Here is a 17588-nt window from a genome sequence, read left to right as displayed (position 1 = left end):
CCACCCGGGAGGCCCTCAGGGCCCTTCAGCACAAGGAGATCCGCATGTCCCTTCACCTCCACCGCTCGCGCCGTCGCACCCTCGCCCGGCGCGACGAGCGCGGGATCACCACCGCCGAGTACGCCGTCGGCACCGCGGCCGGCGCCGGGCTCGCCGGCCTGCTCTACAAGCTGCTCACGGGCGGCTTCGGCGACCAGCTGCTCAAGACCCTGTTCGACCACGTCCTCGGGCTGCTGGGCATCGGATGAACCACCCGCGACCCGCTGCCCGCGCCGACCAGCGCGGCGCCGCCACGGCGGAGCTGGCCATGGTGCTGCCGCTGCTGATCGCCGCCACCATCGGGCTGGTCTGGCTGCTCGCCGTCGGCGCCGCCCAGGTGCGTGCCGTGGACGCGGCCCGCGAGACGGCGCGCGCGGTCGCCCGCGGAGACGATCCCGGCGCGGCGGTGGCGCGTGGGCAGCGGGTCGCACCACCCGGCAGCCGCGTCGGCGTCGACACGGCCGGCGACGAGGTCGTGGTCACCGTCGTCGGCCGGGTCCGGGGACCGGGCGGCCTCTTCGACCTGCCGCACGCCGAGGTCTCGGCCGAGGCCGTCGCGGTGGCCGAGGAGACCGCCGGGGAGGCGGGCCCATGAGGCGCGGCGACCGCGGTTCGGCGGCGCCGTTCGCCGTGGCCTGCCTCGGCGTCCTCGTGCTCCTCGCCGGTGCGCTCGGGGTCGTGGCCGCGATGATCCACGCCCACCGGCAGGCGCAGGGGGCGGCCGACCTCGCCGCCCTGGCCGCAGCGCGCGCCCTGGCCCGCGGCGCCGGCGGCTGCGTCGAGGGTGGCCGGATCGCCGCCGCCAACGGCGCCCGGCTCCTCGCGTGCGAGGTCACCGGTCGCGAGGTCCGGCTCAGGGTCGAGGTCGCCGGGCCGCGGTGGCTCGGCCAGACCGCCGACCTCGGTGCCGAGGCCCGGGCCGGACCGGCGTGAGCCGGGTGAGGGTCAGGTCAGCCGTTCGCCGTCGTTCTCGTCCCGGCGCTCGGCCTCCGCCTTGTCGAGCTTCTCGTTGAGCTCGTTGAGCTGGCGGGACTCGCGCCGATGCCGCAGGCTGCGCTTGGCTCCCCACTTGGTGAGGCCGAGGCCCCACGCGATGGCCAGTCCGCCGCCGACACCGACCACGAACAGCCCGACCGCGCTGATGTCGAAGCCGAGGAGCTCGACGTCCGTCCCGGTGGCGGTGAACACCCCCGCCACCACGACGACGGCACCGACGACCACCAGCAGCAGACCCGCGAACATGGCAGGTGAGGTTAGCCCTCACTGAGCAGCAGGTCGAGGAGCGCGGCGGCGCCGGCCTTGTCGAGGGGGTTGTTCTGGTTGCCGCACTTCGGGGACTGGATGCACGACGGGCAGCCGTCGTCGCACCCGCAGGAGACGATGGTGTCGCGGGTGGCCGTGAGCCAGTCGTGGGCCGCGTGGAACCCCCGCTCGGCGAAGCCGGCACCGCCCGGGTGGCCGTCGTAGACGAAGACGGTGAGCTGCCCGGTGTCCGGGTGGACCGCGGTGGAGACGCCACCGATGTCCCACCGGTCACAGGTCGCGAACAGCGGCAGCAGGCCGATCGAGCAGTGCTCGGCGGCGTGGGCGGCGCCCGGGAGGTCGCGGGACGTCAGCCCGGCCTCGGCCAGGGCGTGCTCCGGCACCGTCCACCAGACCGCGGCGGTGCGGAGCGAGCGCTCGGGCAGGTCGAGCGGCTCCTCGCCGAGCACGTCGCCGCCGGGCTGGCGGCGCTTCAGGTAGGCCACCACCTGGTGGGTCACGTCGACGACGCCGAAGGACAGCCGGCAGTCGCCCCAGCGGGCGTGCGCGCGCTCCTCGACGATCGAGATGTCGGTCAGCTCGCGAGCCGTGGTCGAGTAGTCGGTCTCGGCGCGGTCGATGACGGCCACGTGCTCCTCGAGGTCGAGGGAGCGCACCAGCCAGGTCTCGCCCCGGTGCACGTAGACCGCGCCCGCATGGGCCGTCGCGTGCGCGCTCGACGCGTCGACGGTGCCGACCACCCGGCCGGTCTCGCCCTCGACGAGCGAGACGGGCGAGCCGCCCGCGGAGCGGATGTCGGCGAGGTCGCTGGCGCGGCGCCGGTCGGTCCAGAACCAGCCGTGCGGGCGGCGGCGGAGCAGACCGCCCTCGGTCAGCGCGTCGACGACCTCGCGGGCGGACGGACCGAAGAGCGGCAGGTCGGCCTCGGTCAGCGGGACCTCCTGGGCGGCGGCGCACAGGTGCGGGCCGAGTACGTAGGGGTTGGCCGGGTCGAACACGGTGGCCTCCACCGGCCGGCCCAGAAGCGCCTCGGGATGGGTGACGAGGTAGGTGTCGAGCGGGTCGTCGCGGGCGATCAGCATCCCGAGCGCGTCGCGCGCGCCGCGGCCGGCGCGCCCGACCTGCTGCCACAGCGCCGCACGGGTGCCGGGGAAGCCCGCCATCAGCACCGCGTCGAGCCCGCTGATGTCGATGCCCAGCTCGAGGGCGTTCGTCGCCGCGAGCCCGAGCAGCTCCCCGCGGCGGAGCGACTCCTCGAGGGCGCGCCGCTCCTCGGGGAGGTAGCCGCCGCGGTACGCCGCCACGCGCCCGGGCAGTGACGGGTCGACCTCCGCGAGCAGCTCAGCGGCGGTCATCGCGACCTGCTCGGCGCCCCGGCGGGAGCGGATGAACGCGAGCGTGCGGGCGTCGGAGGCGACCAGGTCGGCCATCAGGTCGGCGGCCTCCGAGGACGCCGCGCGGCGCACGGGCGCGCCGTTCTCGCCGGTGAAGGAGGTGAACGGCGGCTCCCAGAGCGCCAGGGCGACCCGGCCGCGGGGCGAGTCGTCGCCGGTCACGGCGAGCACGTCGAGCCCGGTCAGCCGCGCGGCGGCCACCTCGGGCTCGGCCACGGTCGCCGACGCGAGCACGAACGTCGGGGAGGCGCCGTACAAGGCGCACAGGCGCCGCAGCCGCCGCAGCACGTGCGAGACGTGGGCTCCGAAGACCCCGCGGTAGTGGTGGCACTCGTCGACGACCACGTAGCGCAGCGACCCGAGGAACGACGACCACCGCTGGTGGCCGGGCAGCAGCGACCGGTGGAGCATGTCGGGGTTGGTGAGGACGTACTCGCCGTGGTCGCGGGCCCAGTCGCGCTGCTCCCGGCTGCTGTCGCCGTCGTGGGTGGTGGCGCGCACATCGAGGCCGAGCGCCGTCACGCCGGCCAGCTGGTCCTGGGCGAGCGCCTTCGTCGGCGCCAGGTAGAGGACGGTGGCCCCGCGCTGGCCGCGCGCACCCCGGCTCTCCCGGATCGCGCTCAGCGCGGGCAGCTGGTAGCCGAGGCTCTTGCCCGAGGCGGTGCCGGTGGACATCACCACGTGCTGACCCTCGCGCGCGGCCTCGGCCGCGACGGCCTGGTGCCGCCAAGGCTGCTCCACGCCGCGGGCGCGGAATGCGGCCACCACGTCGGGACTGGCCCAGGTCGGCCAGTCGGCGTGGGTGGCGGCCCGCGGCGGCAGCACCTCGAGGTGCCGCAGACGCTCGTCGCGGCCCGGAACGGACGCCAGCCGGTCCACCAGATCGGCGACGTCGACCGGGCGGGAATGCGGGGCCGTGGTCACCGATCCATTGTCGCCGAGGGCGCCGACACGGGCTCCCGGGTCCCCCTGAGATCCGCCTCGCGGCGACCGCCGGAGCGCGTACTCTGCCGGGCAGCGCCCACCCGACTGTGGCCCAACTTGTGCGCGGGACGGCTGGAGCGTGGTTTCATTGACCAGGCCGGACGATGTGGGGAGTCCTTCGACGACCGGCCGACCGATCGAACTGCACCGGGAGACTAGGGTGGATCTGACTCTGACGACGCGCGATGCCGGTGGGAAGACCATCGTTGCCGTCGGCGGCGAGATCGACGTCTACACGGCTCCGAAGCTCCGCGACAAGATCACCGAGCTCGTCGCTGCCGGCAGCTACGACATCGTCGTCGACATGGAAGAGGTCGAGTTCCTCGACTCCACCGGTCTCGGAGTGCTGGTGGGCGGCCTCAAGAAGGTCCGCGCCCACGACGGCTCGCTCGAGCTCGTCTGCAACCAGGACCGCCTGCTCAAGATCTTCCGGATCACCGGGCTGGCCAAGGTCTTCGTCATCCACGACTCCGCGGAGGCCGCGCTCGCCGGCAGCTGACCGGCCCGCACCGCCCGCTTCGCACCGCACCCGCCCCGCGTCCACCAGGACGACGGGGCGGTTCGCATTTCCGGGAGAGACCCGTCTGGTGAGACTCGCCGTGTGTTCCGGGTCACACATCGGGGGTCGGGTGCGCTCGGGCATGCGTAGACTCCGGCGCGTCCGTGTGAGATCTGCATCACTCCCAGCAATCGCACCAGGAGGAACCGCATGACGGGGATCAGTCCCGCTGTCGTCGAAGTCTCCGGTGGCAACCTCGTCCTGGTCATCGTCGTCGCACTGATCGCGCTTGGCGCGCTCGCGATGGCGGCGATGTTCCGCCAGGAGGTACTTGCCGCCGGCGAGGGCACCGACAACATGAAGAACATCGCCCACGCCGTCCAGGAAGGCGCCAACGCCTACCTGCAGCGCCAGTTCCGCACGCTGGCGATCTTCGCCGGCGTCGCGTTCTTCCTGTTGCTCGCGCTGCCCGCCGACGACACCACCGTGCGGATCTTCCGATCGGTGTTCTTCCTGGTCGGTGCCGGGTTCTCGGCCGCGGTCGGGTACTTCGGCATGTCGCTCGCGGTGCGAGCGAACCTCCGGGTGGCGGCCGCGGCGACCGCGGCCGGGCGCGACCCGGCCATGAACATCGGCTTCCGCACCGGCGCGACGGTCGGCATGCTCACCGTCGGTCTCGGCCTGCTGGGCGCCAGCATCGTCGTCATCATCTTCCAGGAGCAGGCGCCGCACGTGCTGGAGGGCTTCGGCTTCGGCGCCGCCCTGCTCGCGATGTTCATGCGTGTCGGCGGCGGCATCTTCACCAAGGCCGCCGATGTCGGCGCCGACCTCGTCGGCAAGGTCGAGCAGGGCATCCCCGAGGACGACCCGCGCAACGCTGCGACGATCGCCGACAACGTGGGCGACAACGTCGGCGACTGCGCCGGCATGGCGGCCGACCTCTTCGAGTCGTACGCCGTGACGCTCGTCGCCGCGCTGATCCTGGGTTCCCAGGCGTTCGGCGACAAGGGCCTCGTCTTCCCGCTGCTGATCCCGGCGATCGGCGCGCTGACCGCCGTCGCGGGCGTCTACCTCTGCCGGCCTCGGCCCGGCGAGAGCGGTCTCGTGACGATCAACCGGGCGTTCTACATCTCGGCCGCCATCGGGGCGGTCGCGAGCGCCATCCTGGCCTTCGTCTACCTGCCGGGTGACTTCTCGGAGCTGACCAACGCCACCGTCCAGTCCGACGGCGACCCGCGGGTCATCGCCGCCGTCGCCGTGCTGATCGGCATCGTGCTGGCCGCCGTCATCCTGAGCCTGACCGGCTACTTCACCGGCACCGACTACCGCCCGGTCAAGGACGTCGGGAAGACGTCGCTGACCGGTGCCGCGACAGTCATCCTGTCCGGCCTGGCGGTCGGCTTCGAGTCCGCTGTCTACACGACGCTGGTGATCGGCGCGGCCGTCTTCGGGGCGTTCCTGATCGGCGGCGGCTCGGTCGGCATCGCGTTGTTCGCGGTGGCCCTGGCCGGCTGCGGCCTGCTGACGACCGTCGGCGTCATCGTCGCCATGGACACGTTCGGCCCGGTCTCCGACAACGCCCAGGGCATCGCGGAGATGTCCGGCGACGTCCACGACGAGGGCGCGCAGATCCTCACCGAGCTCGACGCGGTCGGCAACACCACGAAGGCGATCACCAAGGGCATCGCGATCGCCACGGCGGTGCTGGCGGCGAGCGCGCTCTTCGGCTCCTACGTCAACGGCCTCACCGACGCGCTCGACGAGGTCGAGATCACCGAGGAGCCGGGCGATCTCACCCAGCTCGCGTTCTCGTTCGACATCTCGAACCCGAACATCCTGGTCGGCGCGCTGCTCGGCGCGGCGGTCGTCTTCCTCTTCTCCGGACTGGCGATCAACGCCGTCGGCCGGGCCGCGGGCGCCGTGGTCTTCGAGGTGCGCCGGCAGTTCCGGGAGATCCCCGGGATCATGGAGGGCACGGGCCGTCCCGAGTACGGCCGGGTCGTCGACATCGTCACCCGCGACTCGCTCCGTGAGCTCGCCACACCAGGCCTGCTCGCCGTACTGGCGCCGATCGCCGTCGGCTTCGGCCTCGGCGTCGGTCCACTCGCCGGGTTCCTGGCGGGTGCGATCGCGACCGGCACGCTGATGGCGGTGTTCCTCGCCAACTCCGGTGGTGCGTGGGACAACGCCAAGAAGCTCGTCGAGGACGGCCACCACGGCGGCAAGGGCTCCGACTCGCACGACGCGACGATCATCGGCGACACGGTCGGCGACCCGTTCAAGGACACCGCCGGCCCGGCGATCAACCCGCTGATCAAGGTGATGAACCTGGTCTCGCTGCTGATCGTCGCCGCCATCGTGAAGATGTCGGTCGGCGAGGACGCCAACACGCCGCTGCGGATCGTGATCGCGCTGGTCGCGTTCTTCGGCATCGTGGCTGCGGTCTACATCTCCAAGCGGCGCCCGGTGACGATCGACGCCGACGAGTCCGGTACGGCGGCCACGCCGCCGCCCCCGCCGCCTCCGCCGCCGGCCACCCCGCCGCCGTCGGACCCGGCTCCGACCCAGCAGTTCGAGGCGCCCAGCGAGCGCTGACCCTGCACCACCTGCGCGCCGACCCGTCAGAGGCATCTGGCGGGTCGGCGCCATTTCGGGGAGCGCCGCGGGACCGGCGTGACCTTGCTCATGGGCCGGATGCCTCACGCCCCTGCCTGCACGGTCGAACTGGTGAGCATGGCAACGGGTGCGCGCAAGGCGTTACGGCGGCGTCGGGTGCCCCGGGCCGTGCGGCTGGCGCCGCCGGCCGCCCAGGCCCTCGTCCTCGGCGTGCTGGCGCTGCAGGTGCAGCCTGCCCCGAAGGACGAGGTGCGGGTCGAGCCGCCGACCAGCCGGGCCGCCTCCGCCTCGGCCGGTGCGTCGCTCGTGGAGCAGCTGCTCGCGCGACACCATTGCTGGACCGGCCCCGCGCCGGGCGGCGCGCCGCCCCGCCACGCGCTCGTCAGCCGTGACGGCCAGCGTCCCGCGCTGCACCCGGCCGACGTGGGGTTCGGCATCTGGCTCGACGGCATGCCCGGAGTGCTGCACGCCTTCTGCCCGTAGCCACGCCCTAGGCTCGCGGGGTGAACGACGCGTCTGCACTGCCGAGTCGGCTCCGGGAATGCCTCGTGGCCGCGGACTTCACCTACGACCGGGTCGCGGAGGTGCTGGGGACGGCCGCCCACGACGCGCTCGCGCGCAACGAGACCACGCCCGCGCTCCGGCGTACGTCGGGAGGCGGTCCGCTCGAGACGCTGGTGCGGCTCTTCCTGCTGCAGCACGTCGTCGACCTCGGCGCCGCCGAGGCTGCCCTGCCGGGCCTCGTCGACCGGCTCGCCGCGGAGGGGTTCCTCGAGCGGTCGGTGAGCGAGGTCGCCGCGCGCCTCGACGTCCGGCCGTACGCCGCGGACGGTGCAGACCTGTGGGTCGCCAGCGACCTGACGCCGGGGCTCGACGGCGGCCCCCACCGCGTCGGGCCCGACCACGTCCTCGGCATCAGCTCCGCGTCGACGTCGCTCGCCCAGCTCACGATCCGCGAGCCGGTCGGACGGTCGCTGGACCTCGGCACCGGCTGCGGCGTGCAGGCGCTGCACCTCGCCGGCCACAGCAGCGCGGTCGTCGCGACCGACGTCAACGAGCGGGCGCTGCGGCTGGCCCGCTTCAACGTGGCGCTCAACGACCTCCGCACGCCGGTCGACGTGCGCAGCGGGTCCTTCTTCGAGCCGGTGCGGGGGGAGCGGTTCGACCTCATCGCCACCAACCCGCCGTTCGTCATCTCCCCGGCCACGGGCGAGCGCCTCGTCTACCGCGACTCCGGCCTGCCCGGTGACCGCGTCGTCGAGCACATCGTCCGCACCGCCCCCGGCCACCTCACCGACGGCGGCTGGTGCCAGGTGCTCGCGAACTGGGTGATCCCGGCCGGCGCCGGCTGGGACGAACGGCTCGCCGGGTGGGCCGACCCCGAGTGCGACCTCTACGTCGTGCAGCGCGAGGTCGTCGACCCCGCGTCGTACGTCGAGCTCTGGCTCAAGGACGCCGGTCAGCACGGCGCGCCCGACTACGCCGCCCGCTATGACACCTGGCTGTCGTGGTTCGAGGAGCAGCGGATCGAGGCCGTCGGCTTCGGCTGGATCACGCTGCGCCGATCATGTGCCGCGCAGCCGGCCCGCGAGCTCCTGGAGTGGCCGTACGACGTCGAGCAGCCCATCGCCCCGGCGCTGCACGCGTGGGTGACCGCGGGCGACCGCACCGTCGACCTCGACGCGCGGCTCGTCGTCCGGCCCGATGTGCAGCAGGAGACCTTCGGTGCGCCGGGGGCCGAGGACCCGGAGACCGTCGTCGTGCGCCAGCAGCGCGGCCTGCGCCGCGCCCGCCGCGCGGACACCGTCGAGGCGGCGCTGGTCGGCGCGTGCGACGGCGAGCTCTCGGTCGGGCAGATCCTCGACGCGCTCGCGCAGCTGCTCGACCTGGACGCCGCGGACACCCGCGAGCGCTACCTGCCGGTGGTGCGCGAGCTCGTCGCCGAGGGCTTCCTCGTGCCCTAGGTGCTCAGCGCAGGGCGCCGGCCACCTTGAGCGACTCCTGCTCCACCTCGCTGTCGAGCGTCGCGTCGACGTCGAGCTCCAGCACCGGCACCGGGTCGCAGGAGGCGCGCAGCACGCGCACCGTCCCCGACCCGCCCGCGCTGCTGGCGACCTCGTTGGCGCGCTCCCCGTCGCTGGGGTCGGCCATGAAGAGCACGAGCGGGTACGTCGAGGAGTCGCCCGGTCCCCAGACCGGCAGCCGGAAGGTGCGGTCCTCCGTGAGCTTGTCGAGGCGGCCCTCGAAGTAGACGAACGGCCGCTCCAGCTCCGCGTCGTCGCTGGCGACGTCGGCCGGCATCGGGCTGGTCATCCAGATCCGCGCGTCCGTGCCCTGGGTGTCGCCCTCGGTGCCCACCGGGGGCTCACAGCTCACCGTCACGTCGGGGAAGGCGTACGTCGAGCCGTCGGGCCGGGTCATCACGAGCGTGCTCAGCGGGCCGGAGGGCGGGTCGACGGCGACCGTCTGGTCCGAGCCGTCGTCACCGCTCAGCGCCGACGCCACGATGCCCCCGACGAGCGCCACCCCGAGGGCGGCGCCACCGGCGACGACGGCCCGCCGCCGGCGACGGCGCACCGCGATCCGGTGGGCGACCCGCGCCCGCGCGTCCCGGGGCGCGCCCAGGGCCGACTCCAGGCGGTCGAAGCCGTCCTTGATCTGCTCTTCGGTCATCGTGCTCATCCCTCTCCTGTCGCCGCGAGCAGGCCCTGCCTGCGCGCGTGCTGCCGGAGCCGCTCGGTCCCGCGGGACAGCTGGCTCTTGACGGTGCCTTCCGAGCAGCCCATCCGCTCGGCGATGCCGCGCACGTCGAGGTCCTCGACGTACCGCAGCGCCAGCGCGGTGCGCTGCCGCGGTGAGAGGGTGGCCAGGGCGTCGATCAGCCAGCCGTCGACCTCGCCGACGACCTCGACCGGCGCCTCCTCGCAGGAGCCACCCGGGAGCGGGAGCTCGCGGCGCAGCCGCCGGATCCGGTCGATGTTGAGCCGCACCATGACCGTGCGCGCGTACGCCGCCGGCTCGTCGAACCGCACCCGGCCCCAGCGCTCGCCCATCCGGGCGAGGGTCTCCTGGGTCAGGTCCCACGCGTCGTGGGGGTCGGCCGTGAGCGCGTGCGCGAACCCCAGCAGGGGACGGGTCTGCGTGGCGGCGAACTCGCCGAAGTCCTGGTCCAACTCCCGGTCCAACGTGGCCTCCGAGCCGTCTCGAGGTGCCTCTCACCTTCCCTCCCTTGACGGCGGCGCGGGCCGAAACGTTGAGGGTCGCCGGAAGATCTACGGTGGACGCGAAGGAATGAGCACCACGGAGTACGCGCTACCGTGTTCGGCCGTAAGGCCCTGACGACCGCGTCGGGGAGCCGAATCAGCGAGAGAAGAAGACGCAGTGGCCCACAAGTTGGTGATCGTCGAGTCCCCGGCGAAGGCCCGCACGATCGGCGGGTACCTCGGCCAGGGGTACGTCGTCGAGTCCTCCATCGGTCACATCCGCGACCTCCCCCAGAGCGCCGCGGACACCCCGGCGAAGATCAAGGACAAGCCGTGGGGCCGCCTCGCGGTCGACGTCGACAACGGCTTCGAGCCCTACTACGTCGTGCCGCGCGACAAGAAGTCGCACATCTCCAAGCTGAAGACGCTGCTCAAGGACGCCGACGAGCTCTACCTCGCCACCGACGAGGACCGCGAGGGCGAGGCGATCGCCTGGCACCTCCTCGACGAGCTGAAGCCGAAGGGCATCCCGGTCAAGCGGATGGTCTTCCACGAGATCACCAAGCCCGCGATCCTCGCGGCCGCCGAGAACCCGCGCGAGCTGGCCATGGACCTCGTCGAGGCCCAGGAGACCCGTCGCATCCTCGACCGCCTCTACGGCTACGAGGTCAGCCCGGTGCTCTGGAAGAAGGTCATGTCCGGCCTCTCCGCCGGCCGCGTGCAGTCGGTCGCCACGCGGCTCGTGGTCGACCGCGAGCGCGAGCGGATGGCGTTCCGGGTCGCGTCCTACTGGGACCTCGAGGGCACCTTCGACGCGGGCGCCTCCAAGGAGCCCCGGATGTTCCCGGCGAAGCTCCACTCCATCGACGGCGGCCGGGTCGCCGGTGGCTCCGACTTCGGCCCCGACGGCCTGCTCAAGTCGCGGAAGGACGAGCGCGTCCACCTCGACCGGCCCGGCGCCGAGGCGCTGGTCGCGGCGCTGAGCGACACGACGTACGACGTCCGCTCGGTCGAGGCCAAGCCCTACCGCCGCTCGCCGTACGCGCCGTTCCGCACGACGACGCTGCAGCAGGAGGCCAGCCGCAAGCTCGGCATGAGCGCCTCGGTGACGATGTCGGTCGCGCAGCGGCTGTACGAGAACGGCTTCATCACCTACATGCGTACCGACTCGACCACGCTCTCCGGCGGGGCGGTCGACGCGGCGCGGTCGCAGGTGCGCGAGCTGTACGGCGCGGAGTACCTGCCCGACGCCCCCCGGACCTACACGAGCAAGGTCAAGAACGCCCAGGAGGCGCACGAGGCGATCCGCCCCGCCGGCGACTCCTTCCGCACCCCTGCGCAGACCGGGCTGACCGGCGACCAGTTCCGGCTCTACGAGCTGATCTGGATGCGCACGGTCGCGTCGCAGATGAAGGACGCAGTCGGCCAGTCGGTCTCGGTGCGCATCGGCGGCGTGGCCTCCGACGGGCGCGACGTGGTGTTCTCGGCGTCCGGCCGCGTGATCACCTTCCACGGCTTCCTCAAGGCGTACGTCGAGGGCACCGAGGGCGGCAAGCGCAGCGACGACGACCAGGTGCCGCTGCCCGACCTCCACGAGGGCGACCCCGTCACCGCCGCCTCGCTCTCCGCCAACGGGCACGAGACCAAGCCGCCGGCCCGCTACACCGAGGCCACCCTGATCAAGGAGCTCGAGGACCGGGAGATCGGCCGGCCGTCGACGTACGCGTCGATCATCGGCACGATCCTCAACCGCGGCTACGTCTACAAGAAGGGCACCGCGCTGGTGCCGGCCTGGCTGGCGTTCTCGGTGATCCGGCTGCTGGAGGAGCACTTCCCGCGGCAGGTGTCCTACGAGTTCACGGCCGGCATGGAGGACGTGCTCGACGAGATCGCCGGCGGCCGCAAGGACCGCGAGAGCGAGCTCGCGGAGTTCTACTTCGGCTCCGACAGCGTCACCGGCCTCAAGCCGCTGGTCGACGGACTGGGCGAGATCGACGCGCGCGAGCTGGCGACGTTCCCCGTCGCCGGGGCCGACTCGGGCATCCAGCTGCGCGTCGGCCGCTACGGCCCCTACCTGGAGGGCCCGGACGACGACGGCACGCCGCACGCCCGCCGCGCGAACGTGCCCGACGACCTGCCGCCCGACGAGCTCACGCTCGACAAGGCGAAGGAGCTGCTGGCCAACCCGGCCGGCGAGGAGATCCAGCTCGGCAAGCACCCCGAGTCCGGCCTGGAGGTCGTGGCCAAGAACGGCCGCTTCGGCCCCTACGTGACCGAGGTGCTCCCCGAGGACGCACCGCAGCGTGGAAAGAAGGGGGCGGCCAAGCCGCGCACCGGGTCGCTCTTCAAGTCGATGTCGCTCGACACGATCACGCTCGACGACGCGCTCAAGCTGCTGTCGCTGCCGCGCGTCGTCGGCACCGACCCCGAGTCCGGCGACGAGATCACGGCCCAGAACGGCCGCTACGGCCCGTACCTGAAGAAGGGCACCGACTCCCGCTCGCTCGCCTCGGAGGACCAGCTCCTCACGATCGGCCTCGACGAGGCGCTGCGCATCTACGCCCAGCCCAAGCAGCGCGGCCGGGCCGCCGCGGCCGCCCCGCTCAAGGAGCTCGGCCCTGACCCGGTCTCCAAGCAGCCGGTCGTGGTGAAGGCCGGCCGCTTCGGTGAGTACGTCACCGACGGCGAGTACAACGCCACCCTCCGCAAGGAGGACTCGGTCGAGTCGATCACCATCGAGCGGGCGGCCGAGCTGCTGGCCGAGCGGCGCGCGAAGGGCCCGGCGAAGAAGGCCGCCAAGAAGACGGCCAAGAAGACCGCGAAGAAGACCGCCAAGAAGTCCACGACGAAGAAGTCCGCGGCGAAGAAGACGACCAAGAAGTCCTGACCACTGAGGTGGTTTCGAGACAGGACTTCGTCCGTCCTCGACCACCGGGTCCGGTGGTCGAGGAAGGCGCCCTGGCGCCGGTCTCGAAACCACTCGCCGCGGTCGTCGGCGCGCGCGCCTAGGGTGTACGCCGTGGACCAGCGACCCGGGACGTACGCCGAGACCGGCGTGTTCGTGTGCTTCGAGGGCGGCGAGGGCTCGGGGAAGTCGACGCAGTCGCGGCGGTTGGCCGCCTGGCTGCGGGAGCAGGGCTACGCCGCCCTGCTGACGTTCGAGCCGGGCGACACCGAGGTGGGCCGCAAGCTGCGCGAGATCGTGCTCAGCCCCGAGACCGGGGAGATCTCCGACCGCACCGAGGCGCTGCTCTACGCCGCCGACAAGGCCGAGCACGTCGACGAGGTCGTGCAGCCCGCGCTCGACCGCGGCGACGTCGTGATCACGGACCGGTACGTCGACTCGATGCTGGCCTACCAGGGCGCCGGCCGCGCGCTCGCCCTCGACGAGGTCGAGGACGTCGCGCGGTGGGCCACCCACGACCTGCGCCCGCACCTGACCGTCGTGCTCGACCTCGAGCCCGAGCACGGCCTCGGCCGGTTCGCGGAGCGCGACCGCATCGAGGGCGAGTCGCTGGAGTTCCACCAGCGCGTGCGCGAGGGCTACCTGCGGATGGCGAAGGCCGACCCCGACCACTACCTCGTGCTCGACGCCCGCGCCGACGTCGACGAGATCGCCGAGCAGGTCCGCGCCGCCGTCACCCCGCTGCTGCAGCAGGCGGTACGCCGATGACGGCCCTTCGAGACGGGCGCGGGGCGCCCTCCTCAGGCACCGTCTGGGACTCGCTGGTCGGCCAGCACCGCGCCGTCGAGGCCCTGCGGGCGGCAGCCGACGGGCACGGCATGAGCCACGCGTTCCTCTTCACGGGGCCGCCCGGGTCGGGCCGCTCCAACGCGGCGGTCGCGTTCGCGGCCGCGCTCCAGTGCACCGAGGAGCAGCGCGGCTGCGGCACCTGCCACGCCTGTCACACCGTGCTGGCCGGCAGCCACGCCGACGTGGCCATCGTGAGCACCCAGGGCCTCTCGATCGGCGTCAAGGACGTGCGCGACCTGGTCCGCCGCTCCGCGCTCTCCCCGGTCGGCCGGGGCTGGCAGATCGTCATCGTCGAGGACGCCGACCGGGTCACCGAGCAGGGCATCAACGCACTGCTCAAGGCGATCGAGGAGCCGGCCGAGCGCACGGTCTGGATGCTCTGCACGCCGACCGTCGAGGACGTCCTGCCGACGATCCGCTCCCGCTGCCGCCTCGTGACGCTGACCACGCCGACCACCGACGACGTCGCCGCGTTCCTCAGGCGCACCGACGGAGTGAGCGAGGCGCTCGCGTCGTACGCCGCCCGCGCCAGCCAGGGCCACATCGGCCGGGCCCGGGCGCTGGCCCGCGACGAGGCGACCCGTGACCGGCGCCGCGAAGTCGTGGCGATCCCGGTGTCGCTCACGTCGCTGGGCGCGTGCATGACCAGGGCCGCCCGGCTCGCCGAGGTCACCAAGGAGGAGGCCGAAGCGATCACCTCCGAGCTCGACGCGCGCGAGAAGGCCGACCTCGACACGGCGTACGGCGTCGTCGAGCGCGGCCGCCGTCCGCGCGAGTACGCCCCGGCCCTCCGGGATCTCGAGAAGGACCAGAAGTCCCGCGCGAAGCGCCGGGTCCTCGACGTCGTCGACCGCGGCCTCATGGACCTGGTCTCGGTCTACCGCGACGCGATCGCGGTGTCCTCGGGCGCGCCCGGCTCGCTCGTCAACGAGGAGATCCGCGGCGACGTCGAGCTGCTCGCGCGCACCGGCACCCCCGAGGCGCAGCTGCGCCGGATCACCGCGATCTTCGAGGCCCGAGAGCAGATGCTCGAGTTCAACGTCCAGCCGACGCTCGCCCTCGAGTCGATGATGCTCGCGCTGGTCGCCCCCGAGGTCCGCGAGCGGTGATCCGCCGCCGGGCCGTGGTGCTCATCGTGGTGCTGGCCCTCGCGCTCGGATCCGCGGGCGTCTCGGCGCTGGCGCTGCTCGGCGGCGACGGCGCTCCGGCCGACCCGAAGTCCGCACCCACGACGACGCCCGGGCCCGGCGCCACCGAGCCGCCCGAGCCCGGGCTGGAGCGGTTCTACGGCCAGCAGCTGAGCTGGGAGCTCTGCCGCGACGACGCCCTCTGCGCGACGCTCCAGGTGCCGCTCGACTACCGCGACCCCGACGGCGAGACGATCGATCTCGCACTGCTCAAGGTGCCCGCCGCCGACCCCGGCCGCCGCCTCGGCTCGATCGTCGTCAACCCGGGCGGCCCCGGTGTGCCCGGCACCGACTACGCCGCGAGCGCGTCCGGCGTCTTCCGGCAGCCGGTCCTCGACGCCTACGACGTCGTCGGCTTCGACCCCCGGGGCGTGGGCTCGAGCGCGCCCGTCGACTGCCTCAGTGACGACGACCTCGACTCCTACGTCTCGCAGGATCCCGACCCGGACACGGCCGCCGAGCGCCGCACCTACGCGCAGTGGGTCGACCGGTTCGGCCGCGGGTGCGCCGAGAAGTCCGGCGACCTCGCCGCCCACGTCACCACGGTCGAGGCGGCCCGCGACATCGACGTGCTGCGCGCCGCCCTCGGCGAGTCCGAGCTGGTCTACTTCGGCGCCTCCTACGGCACCGAGCTCGGTGCGACGTACGCCGACCTCTTCCCTGACCGGGCCGGGCGCCTGGTGCTCGACGGCGCCGTCGACCTGTCGCTCGAGCCGCGCGACCTCAGTCTCCAGCAGGCGGCCGGGTTCGAGACCGCGCTGCGTGCGTACGTGCAGGACTGCGTCGACACCGGCGACTGCTTCCTCGGCGACACCGTCGACGCCGGGACGACCCGGATCCGTGACCTGCTCGACCGGATCGACGCCACGCCGCTGCCGACCGACGCCGGCCGGGAGCTCGAGGTCGGCAACGCCTTCTACGGCGTCGTGCTGCCGCTCTACAGCCGCGACTTCTGGGGCATCCTCAGCGAGGCGCTGGAGTCCGCCCTCGGCGGCGACGGCTCGCTGCTGCTGCGGCTCTCCGACATCTACGTCTCGCGCGGCCAGGTCGGCTACGTCGACAACCGCGCCGAGGCGATCTACGCGATCGGCTGCCTCGACGACCCCTGGTCGATCCGGAAGGCCGAGGTGCCCGCCGCCATGCCCGACTTCGAGGAGGCGTCGCCGACGTTCGGCTCCGTCTTCGCCTGGGGGCTGATGAACTGCGGCGGCATGCGGGTCGAGTCGAGCGAGCCGCCGCGCGACGTCCGGGCGGCCGGAGCCGCCCCGATCGTCGTCATCGGCACGACGCGCGACCCGGCCACGCCGTACCAGTGGGCGGTCAGCCTCGCCGACCAGCTCGACTCCGGCGTCCTGGTCAGCCGTGACGGCGACGGCCACACCGGCTACAACGCGGGCAACGACTGCGTCGACGACGCCGTCGACGACTACCTGCTCGACGGCACCGTGCCCGACGACGGGCTGTCCTGCTGAGACACGACGAGGCCCCGGGGAGGGTGCATTCCCCGGGGCCTCGGATCGTGGGGGCCGACTACGAGATCAGCTCGTCCAGGTTGGAGTACGCCGAGGCGTCGCCCTGGACGACGCGGCTGTGCTGGCCGTCGATGCTGACCGGCACGTCGCCGGCGACGGTGATCCGGCGGACCTCGCGGTACTGCTCGTCGAAGTCCGCGACGGCGTAGTGCTGCGTGGCGCGGTTGTCCCACACCGCCACGTCGCCCTCGGTCCAGGTCCACCGGATGGTGTTCTCGAGCTTGGTGACCCGGGCCTGGAGCAGCTGGAAGAGCGCGTGCGACTCGGCGGTGTTGAGGCCGACGAAGCTCTTCACGAAGTGGCCGAGCACGAGCGTCCGCTCCCCGGTCTCGGGGTGGACGCGCACCACCGGGTGCTCGGTCTGGAAGTGGATGCGGGTGAACTCCTCGCGGCGGAAGACGGCCTCCTTGTCAAGCTCCTTCTCGACCTTCTCCGAGGTCGCCGCGTAGTCGTAGTCGTTGGTGTGCACGGCCCACAGCTTGTCGACGAGGGCCTTGAGCGCGGCCGGCAGGCCGTCGTACGCAGCGGCGGTGTTCGCCCAGTTGGTCGTGCCGCCGTACGCCGGGATCGCCACGCCGCGTAGCACGCTGATCGCCGGGACCCGGTCGACGAACGTGACGTCGGTGTGCCAGCTGTTCGCGGCCATGCCCTTGTTGGCGGCCAGCGCGAGCACCCGGGCGCTGCCGGTGTTGACGGTGGGGTGGGCCGTCGTCAGCTGGCCGAGCTGCTCGGCGAAGGCGATCTGGCCCTCGTCGTCGAGGTGGTTCTGCCCGCGGAAGAAGATCACCTTGTGCTCGAGGAGCGCGGACCGGATCGCGGCCACGGTCTCTTCGCCCAGGTCGGCGCCGAGGCGCACGCCGTCGATGCGGGCACCGATCCGGCCGCCCAGCCTGGTGACGGTGACGCCGCTCGCGGATCCGGCGGTCTTCTCGCGGTCGAGGCTGATGGTCATGGGAGTCCTTTCACTCACGCTCTCCTGAAACTGTCTGCCGCCACTGTCCGGAGCCCGGCCGTCCGGGCCAAGGTTTTCTCTCACCGCGACCGAAACCCCGCGTCGGTGTTTGAGACGGGCCGTCGAGTCCGCTATTAATCCCTATAGTCAATCAAGTCACTCGAC

At 72.8% G+C, this 17588-nt stretch carries 16 protein-coding genes; 11 read left to right on the top strand and 5 right to left on the bottom strand.

Going from position 1 to position 17588, the window contains the following annotated elements; all coding sequences use genetic code 11:
• Positions 1 to 44 precede the first annotated feature (44 nt).
• From ACFQQI_RS21605 to ACFQQI_RS21595, 3 genes are read left to right on the top strand one after another with little or no spacing between them, the layout of a single operon-like run.
• Positions 45 to 248 carry a DUF4244 domain-containing protein gene (locus tag ACFQQI_RS21605; RefSeq protein WP_378568445.1) on the top strand — a complete coding sequence of 68 codons (204 nt, stop codon included), beginning with the start codon at positions 45 to 47 and terminating at the stop codon, positions 246 to 248.
• Complete coding sequence (locus ACFQQI_RS21600) at positions 245 to 634, top strand: TadE family type IV pilus minor pilin (RefSeq protein ID WP_378568443.1); 390 nt, start codon at positions 245 to 247, stop codon at positions 632 to 634. Before ACFQQI_RS21605 ends, ACFQQI_RS21600 begins: the two co-directional genes overlap by 4 nt.
• Positions 631 to 972 carry an Rv3654c family TadE-like protein gene (locus ACFQQI_RS21595; RefSeq protein ID WP_378568441.1) on the top strand — a complete coding sequence of 114 codons (342 nt, stop codon included), beginning with the start codon at positions 631 to 633 and terminating at the stop codon, positions 970 to 972. The genes ACFQQI_RS21600 and ACFQQI_RS21595 overlap by 4 nt, the downstream gene beginning before the upstream one ends.
• 12 nt (positions 973 to 984) lie before the next feature.
• On the opposite strand, the gene ACFQQI_RS21590 is transcribed toward ACFQQI_RS21595, so the two are convergent.
• Positions 985 to 1281 carry a hypothetical protein gene (locus tag ACFQQI_RS21590; RefSeq protein WP_378568439.1) on the bottom strand — a complete coding sequence of 99 codons (297 nt, stop codon included), beginning with the start codon at positions 1279 to 1281 and terminating at the stop codon, positions 985 to 987.
• An 11-nt stretch (positions 1282 to 1292) separates the two neighbouring features.
• Entirely contained in the window at positions 1293 to 3620 is a 2328-nt protein-coding gene (locus ACFQQI_RS21585) for a DEAD/DEAH box helicase (RefSeq protein WP_378568437.1), read from the bottom strand.
• 220 nt (positions 3621 to 3840) lie between these two features.
• Between ACFQQI_RS21585 and ACFQQI_RS21580 the strand changes: the two genes are divergently transcribed.
• The 4 genes from ACFQQI_RS21580 to ACFQQI_RS21565 all read left to right on the top strand — a co-directional run bounded on the left by ACFQQI_RS21580 (position 3841) and on the right by ACFQQI_RS21565 (position 8759).
• Positions 3841 to 4179: an STAS domain-containing protein gene (locus ACFQQI_RS21580; protein ID WP_378568435.1), complete on the top strand. Its 339-nt coding sequence runs from the start codon at positions 3841 to 3843 to the stop codon at positions 4177 to 4179.
• Between the two features lie 210 nt (positions 4180 to 4389).
• The gene (locus ACFQQI_RS21575) at positions 4390 to 6774 is read left to right on the top strand and encodes a sodium-translocating pyrophosphatase (RefSeq protein ID WP_378568433.1); all 2385 of its coding nucleotides are present in this window, start codon (positions 4390 to 4392) and stop codon (positions 6772 to 6774) included.
• A gap of 132 nt (positions 6775 to 6906) precedes the next feature.
• Complete coding sequence (locus ACFQQI_RS21570) at positions 6907 to 7278, top strand: hypothetical protein (protein WP_378568431.1); 372 nt, start codon at positions 6907 to 6909, stop codon at positions 7276 to 7278.
• Between the two features lie 20 nt (positions 7279 to 7298).
• Positions 7299 to 8759, top strand: a complete 1461-nt coding sequence (locus ACFQQI_RS21565) for a methyltransferase (protein WP_378568429.1) — start codon at positions 7299 to 7301, stop codon at positions 8757 to 8759.
• A 4-nt stretch (positions 8760 to 8763) separates the two neighbouring features.
• On the opposite strand, the gene ACFQQI_RS21560 is transcribed toward ACFQQI_RS21565, so the two are convergent.
• Both ACFQQI_RS21560 and ACFQQI_RS21555 read right to left on the bottom strand, forming a co-directional pair.
• Positions 8764 to 9468 (bottom strand): hypothetical protein, encoded by a 705-nt coding sequence (locus ACFQQI_RS21560; RefSeq protein ID WP_378568427.1) that lies wholly within the window; start codon positions 9466 to 9468, stop codon positions 8764 to 8766.
• A gap of 5 nt (positions 9469 to 9473) precedes the next feature.
• Positions 9474 to 9980: a SigE family RNA polymerase sigma factor gene (locus ACFQQI_RS21555; protein WP_378568425.1), complete on the bottom strand. Its 507-nt coding sequence runs from the start codon at positions 9978 to 9980 to the stop codon at positions 9474 to 9476.
• 196 nt (positions 9981 to 10176) lie between these two features.
• Here ACFQQI_RS21555 and topA point away from each other — a divergent pair, with 196 nt between their 5' ends.
• From topA to ACFQQI_RS21535, 4 genes are all read left to right on the top strand, one after another.
• The gene (gene topA, locus ACFQQI_RS21550) at positions 10177 to 12885 is read left to right on the top strand and encodes a type I DNA topoisomerase (RefSeq protein ID WP_378568423.1); all 2709 of its coding nucleotides are present in this window, start codon (positions 10177 to 10179) and stop codon (positions 12883 to 12885) included.
• 132 nt (positions 12886 to 13017) lie between these two features.
• Positions 13018 to 13671, top strand: coding sequence for a dTMP kinase (gene tmk, locus ACFQQI_RS21545; protein ID WP_378568421.1), 654 nt, complete (start codon positions 13018 to 13020; stop codon positions 13669 to 13671).
• Entirely contained in the window at positions 13668 to 14861 is a 1194-nt protein-coding gene (locus tag ACFQQI_RS21540) for a DNA polymerase III subunit delta' (protein WP_378568419.1), read from the top strand. Before tmk ends, ACFQQI_RS21540 begins: the two co-directional genes overlap by 4 nt.
• On the top strand, positions 14858 to 16411 hold the full coding sequence (locus ACFQQI_RS21535; RefSeq protein WP_378568417.1) for an alpha/beta hydrolase: 1554 nt from the start codon (positions 14858 to 14860) through the stop codon (positions 16409 to 16411). Before ACFQQI_RS21540 ends, ACFQQI_RS21535 begins: the two co-directional genes overlap by 4 nt.
• Before the next feature lie 58 nt (positions 16412 to 16469).
• Here the strand turns inward: ACFQQI_RS21535 and ACFQQI_RS21530 are convergent, their stop codons facing one another.
• Positions 16470 to 17423, bottom strand: a complete 954-nt coding sequence (locus ACFQQI_RS21530) for a TauD/TfdA dioxygenase family protein (protein WP_378568415.1) — start codon at positions 17421 to 17423, stop codon at positions 16470 to 16472.
• Positions 17424 to 17588 lie beyond the last annotated feature (165 nt).

The organism is Nocardioides sp. GCM10030259 (genome assembly GCF_042666375.1).
Taxonomy (GTDB): Bacteria; Actinomycetota; Actinomycetes; order Propionibacteriales; family Nocardioidaceae; genus Nocardioides.
The sequence above is the reverse complement of the archived record's forward strand: the minus strand, read 5'-3'. Positions and strand labels throughout refer to the sequence as shown.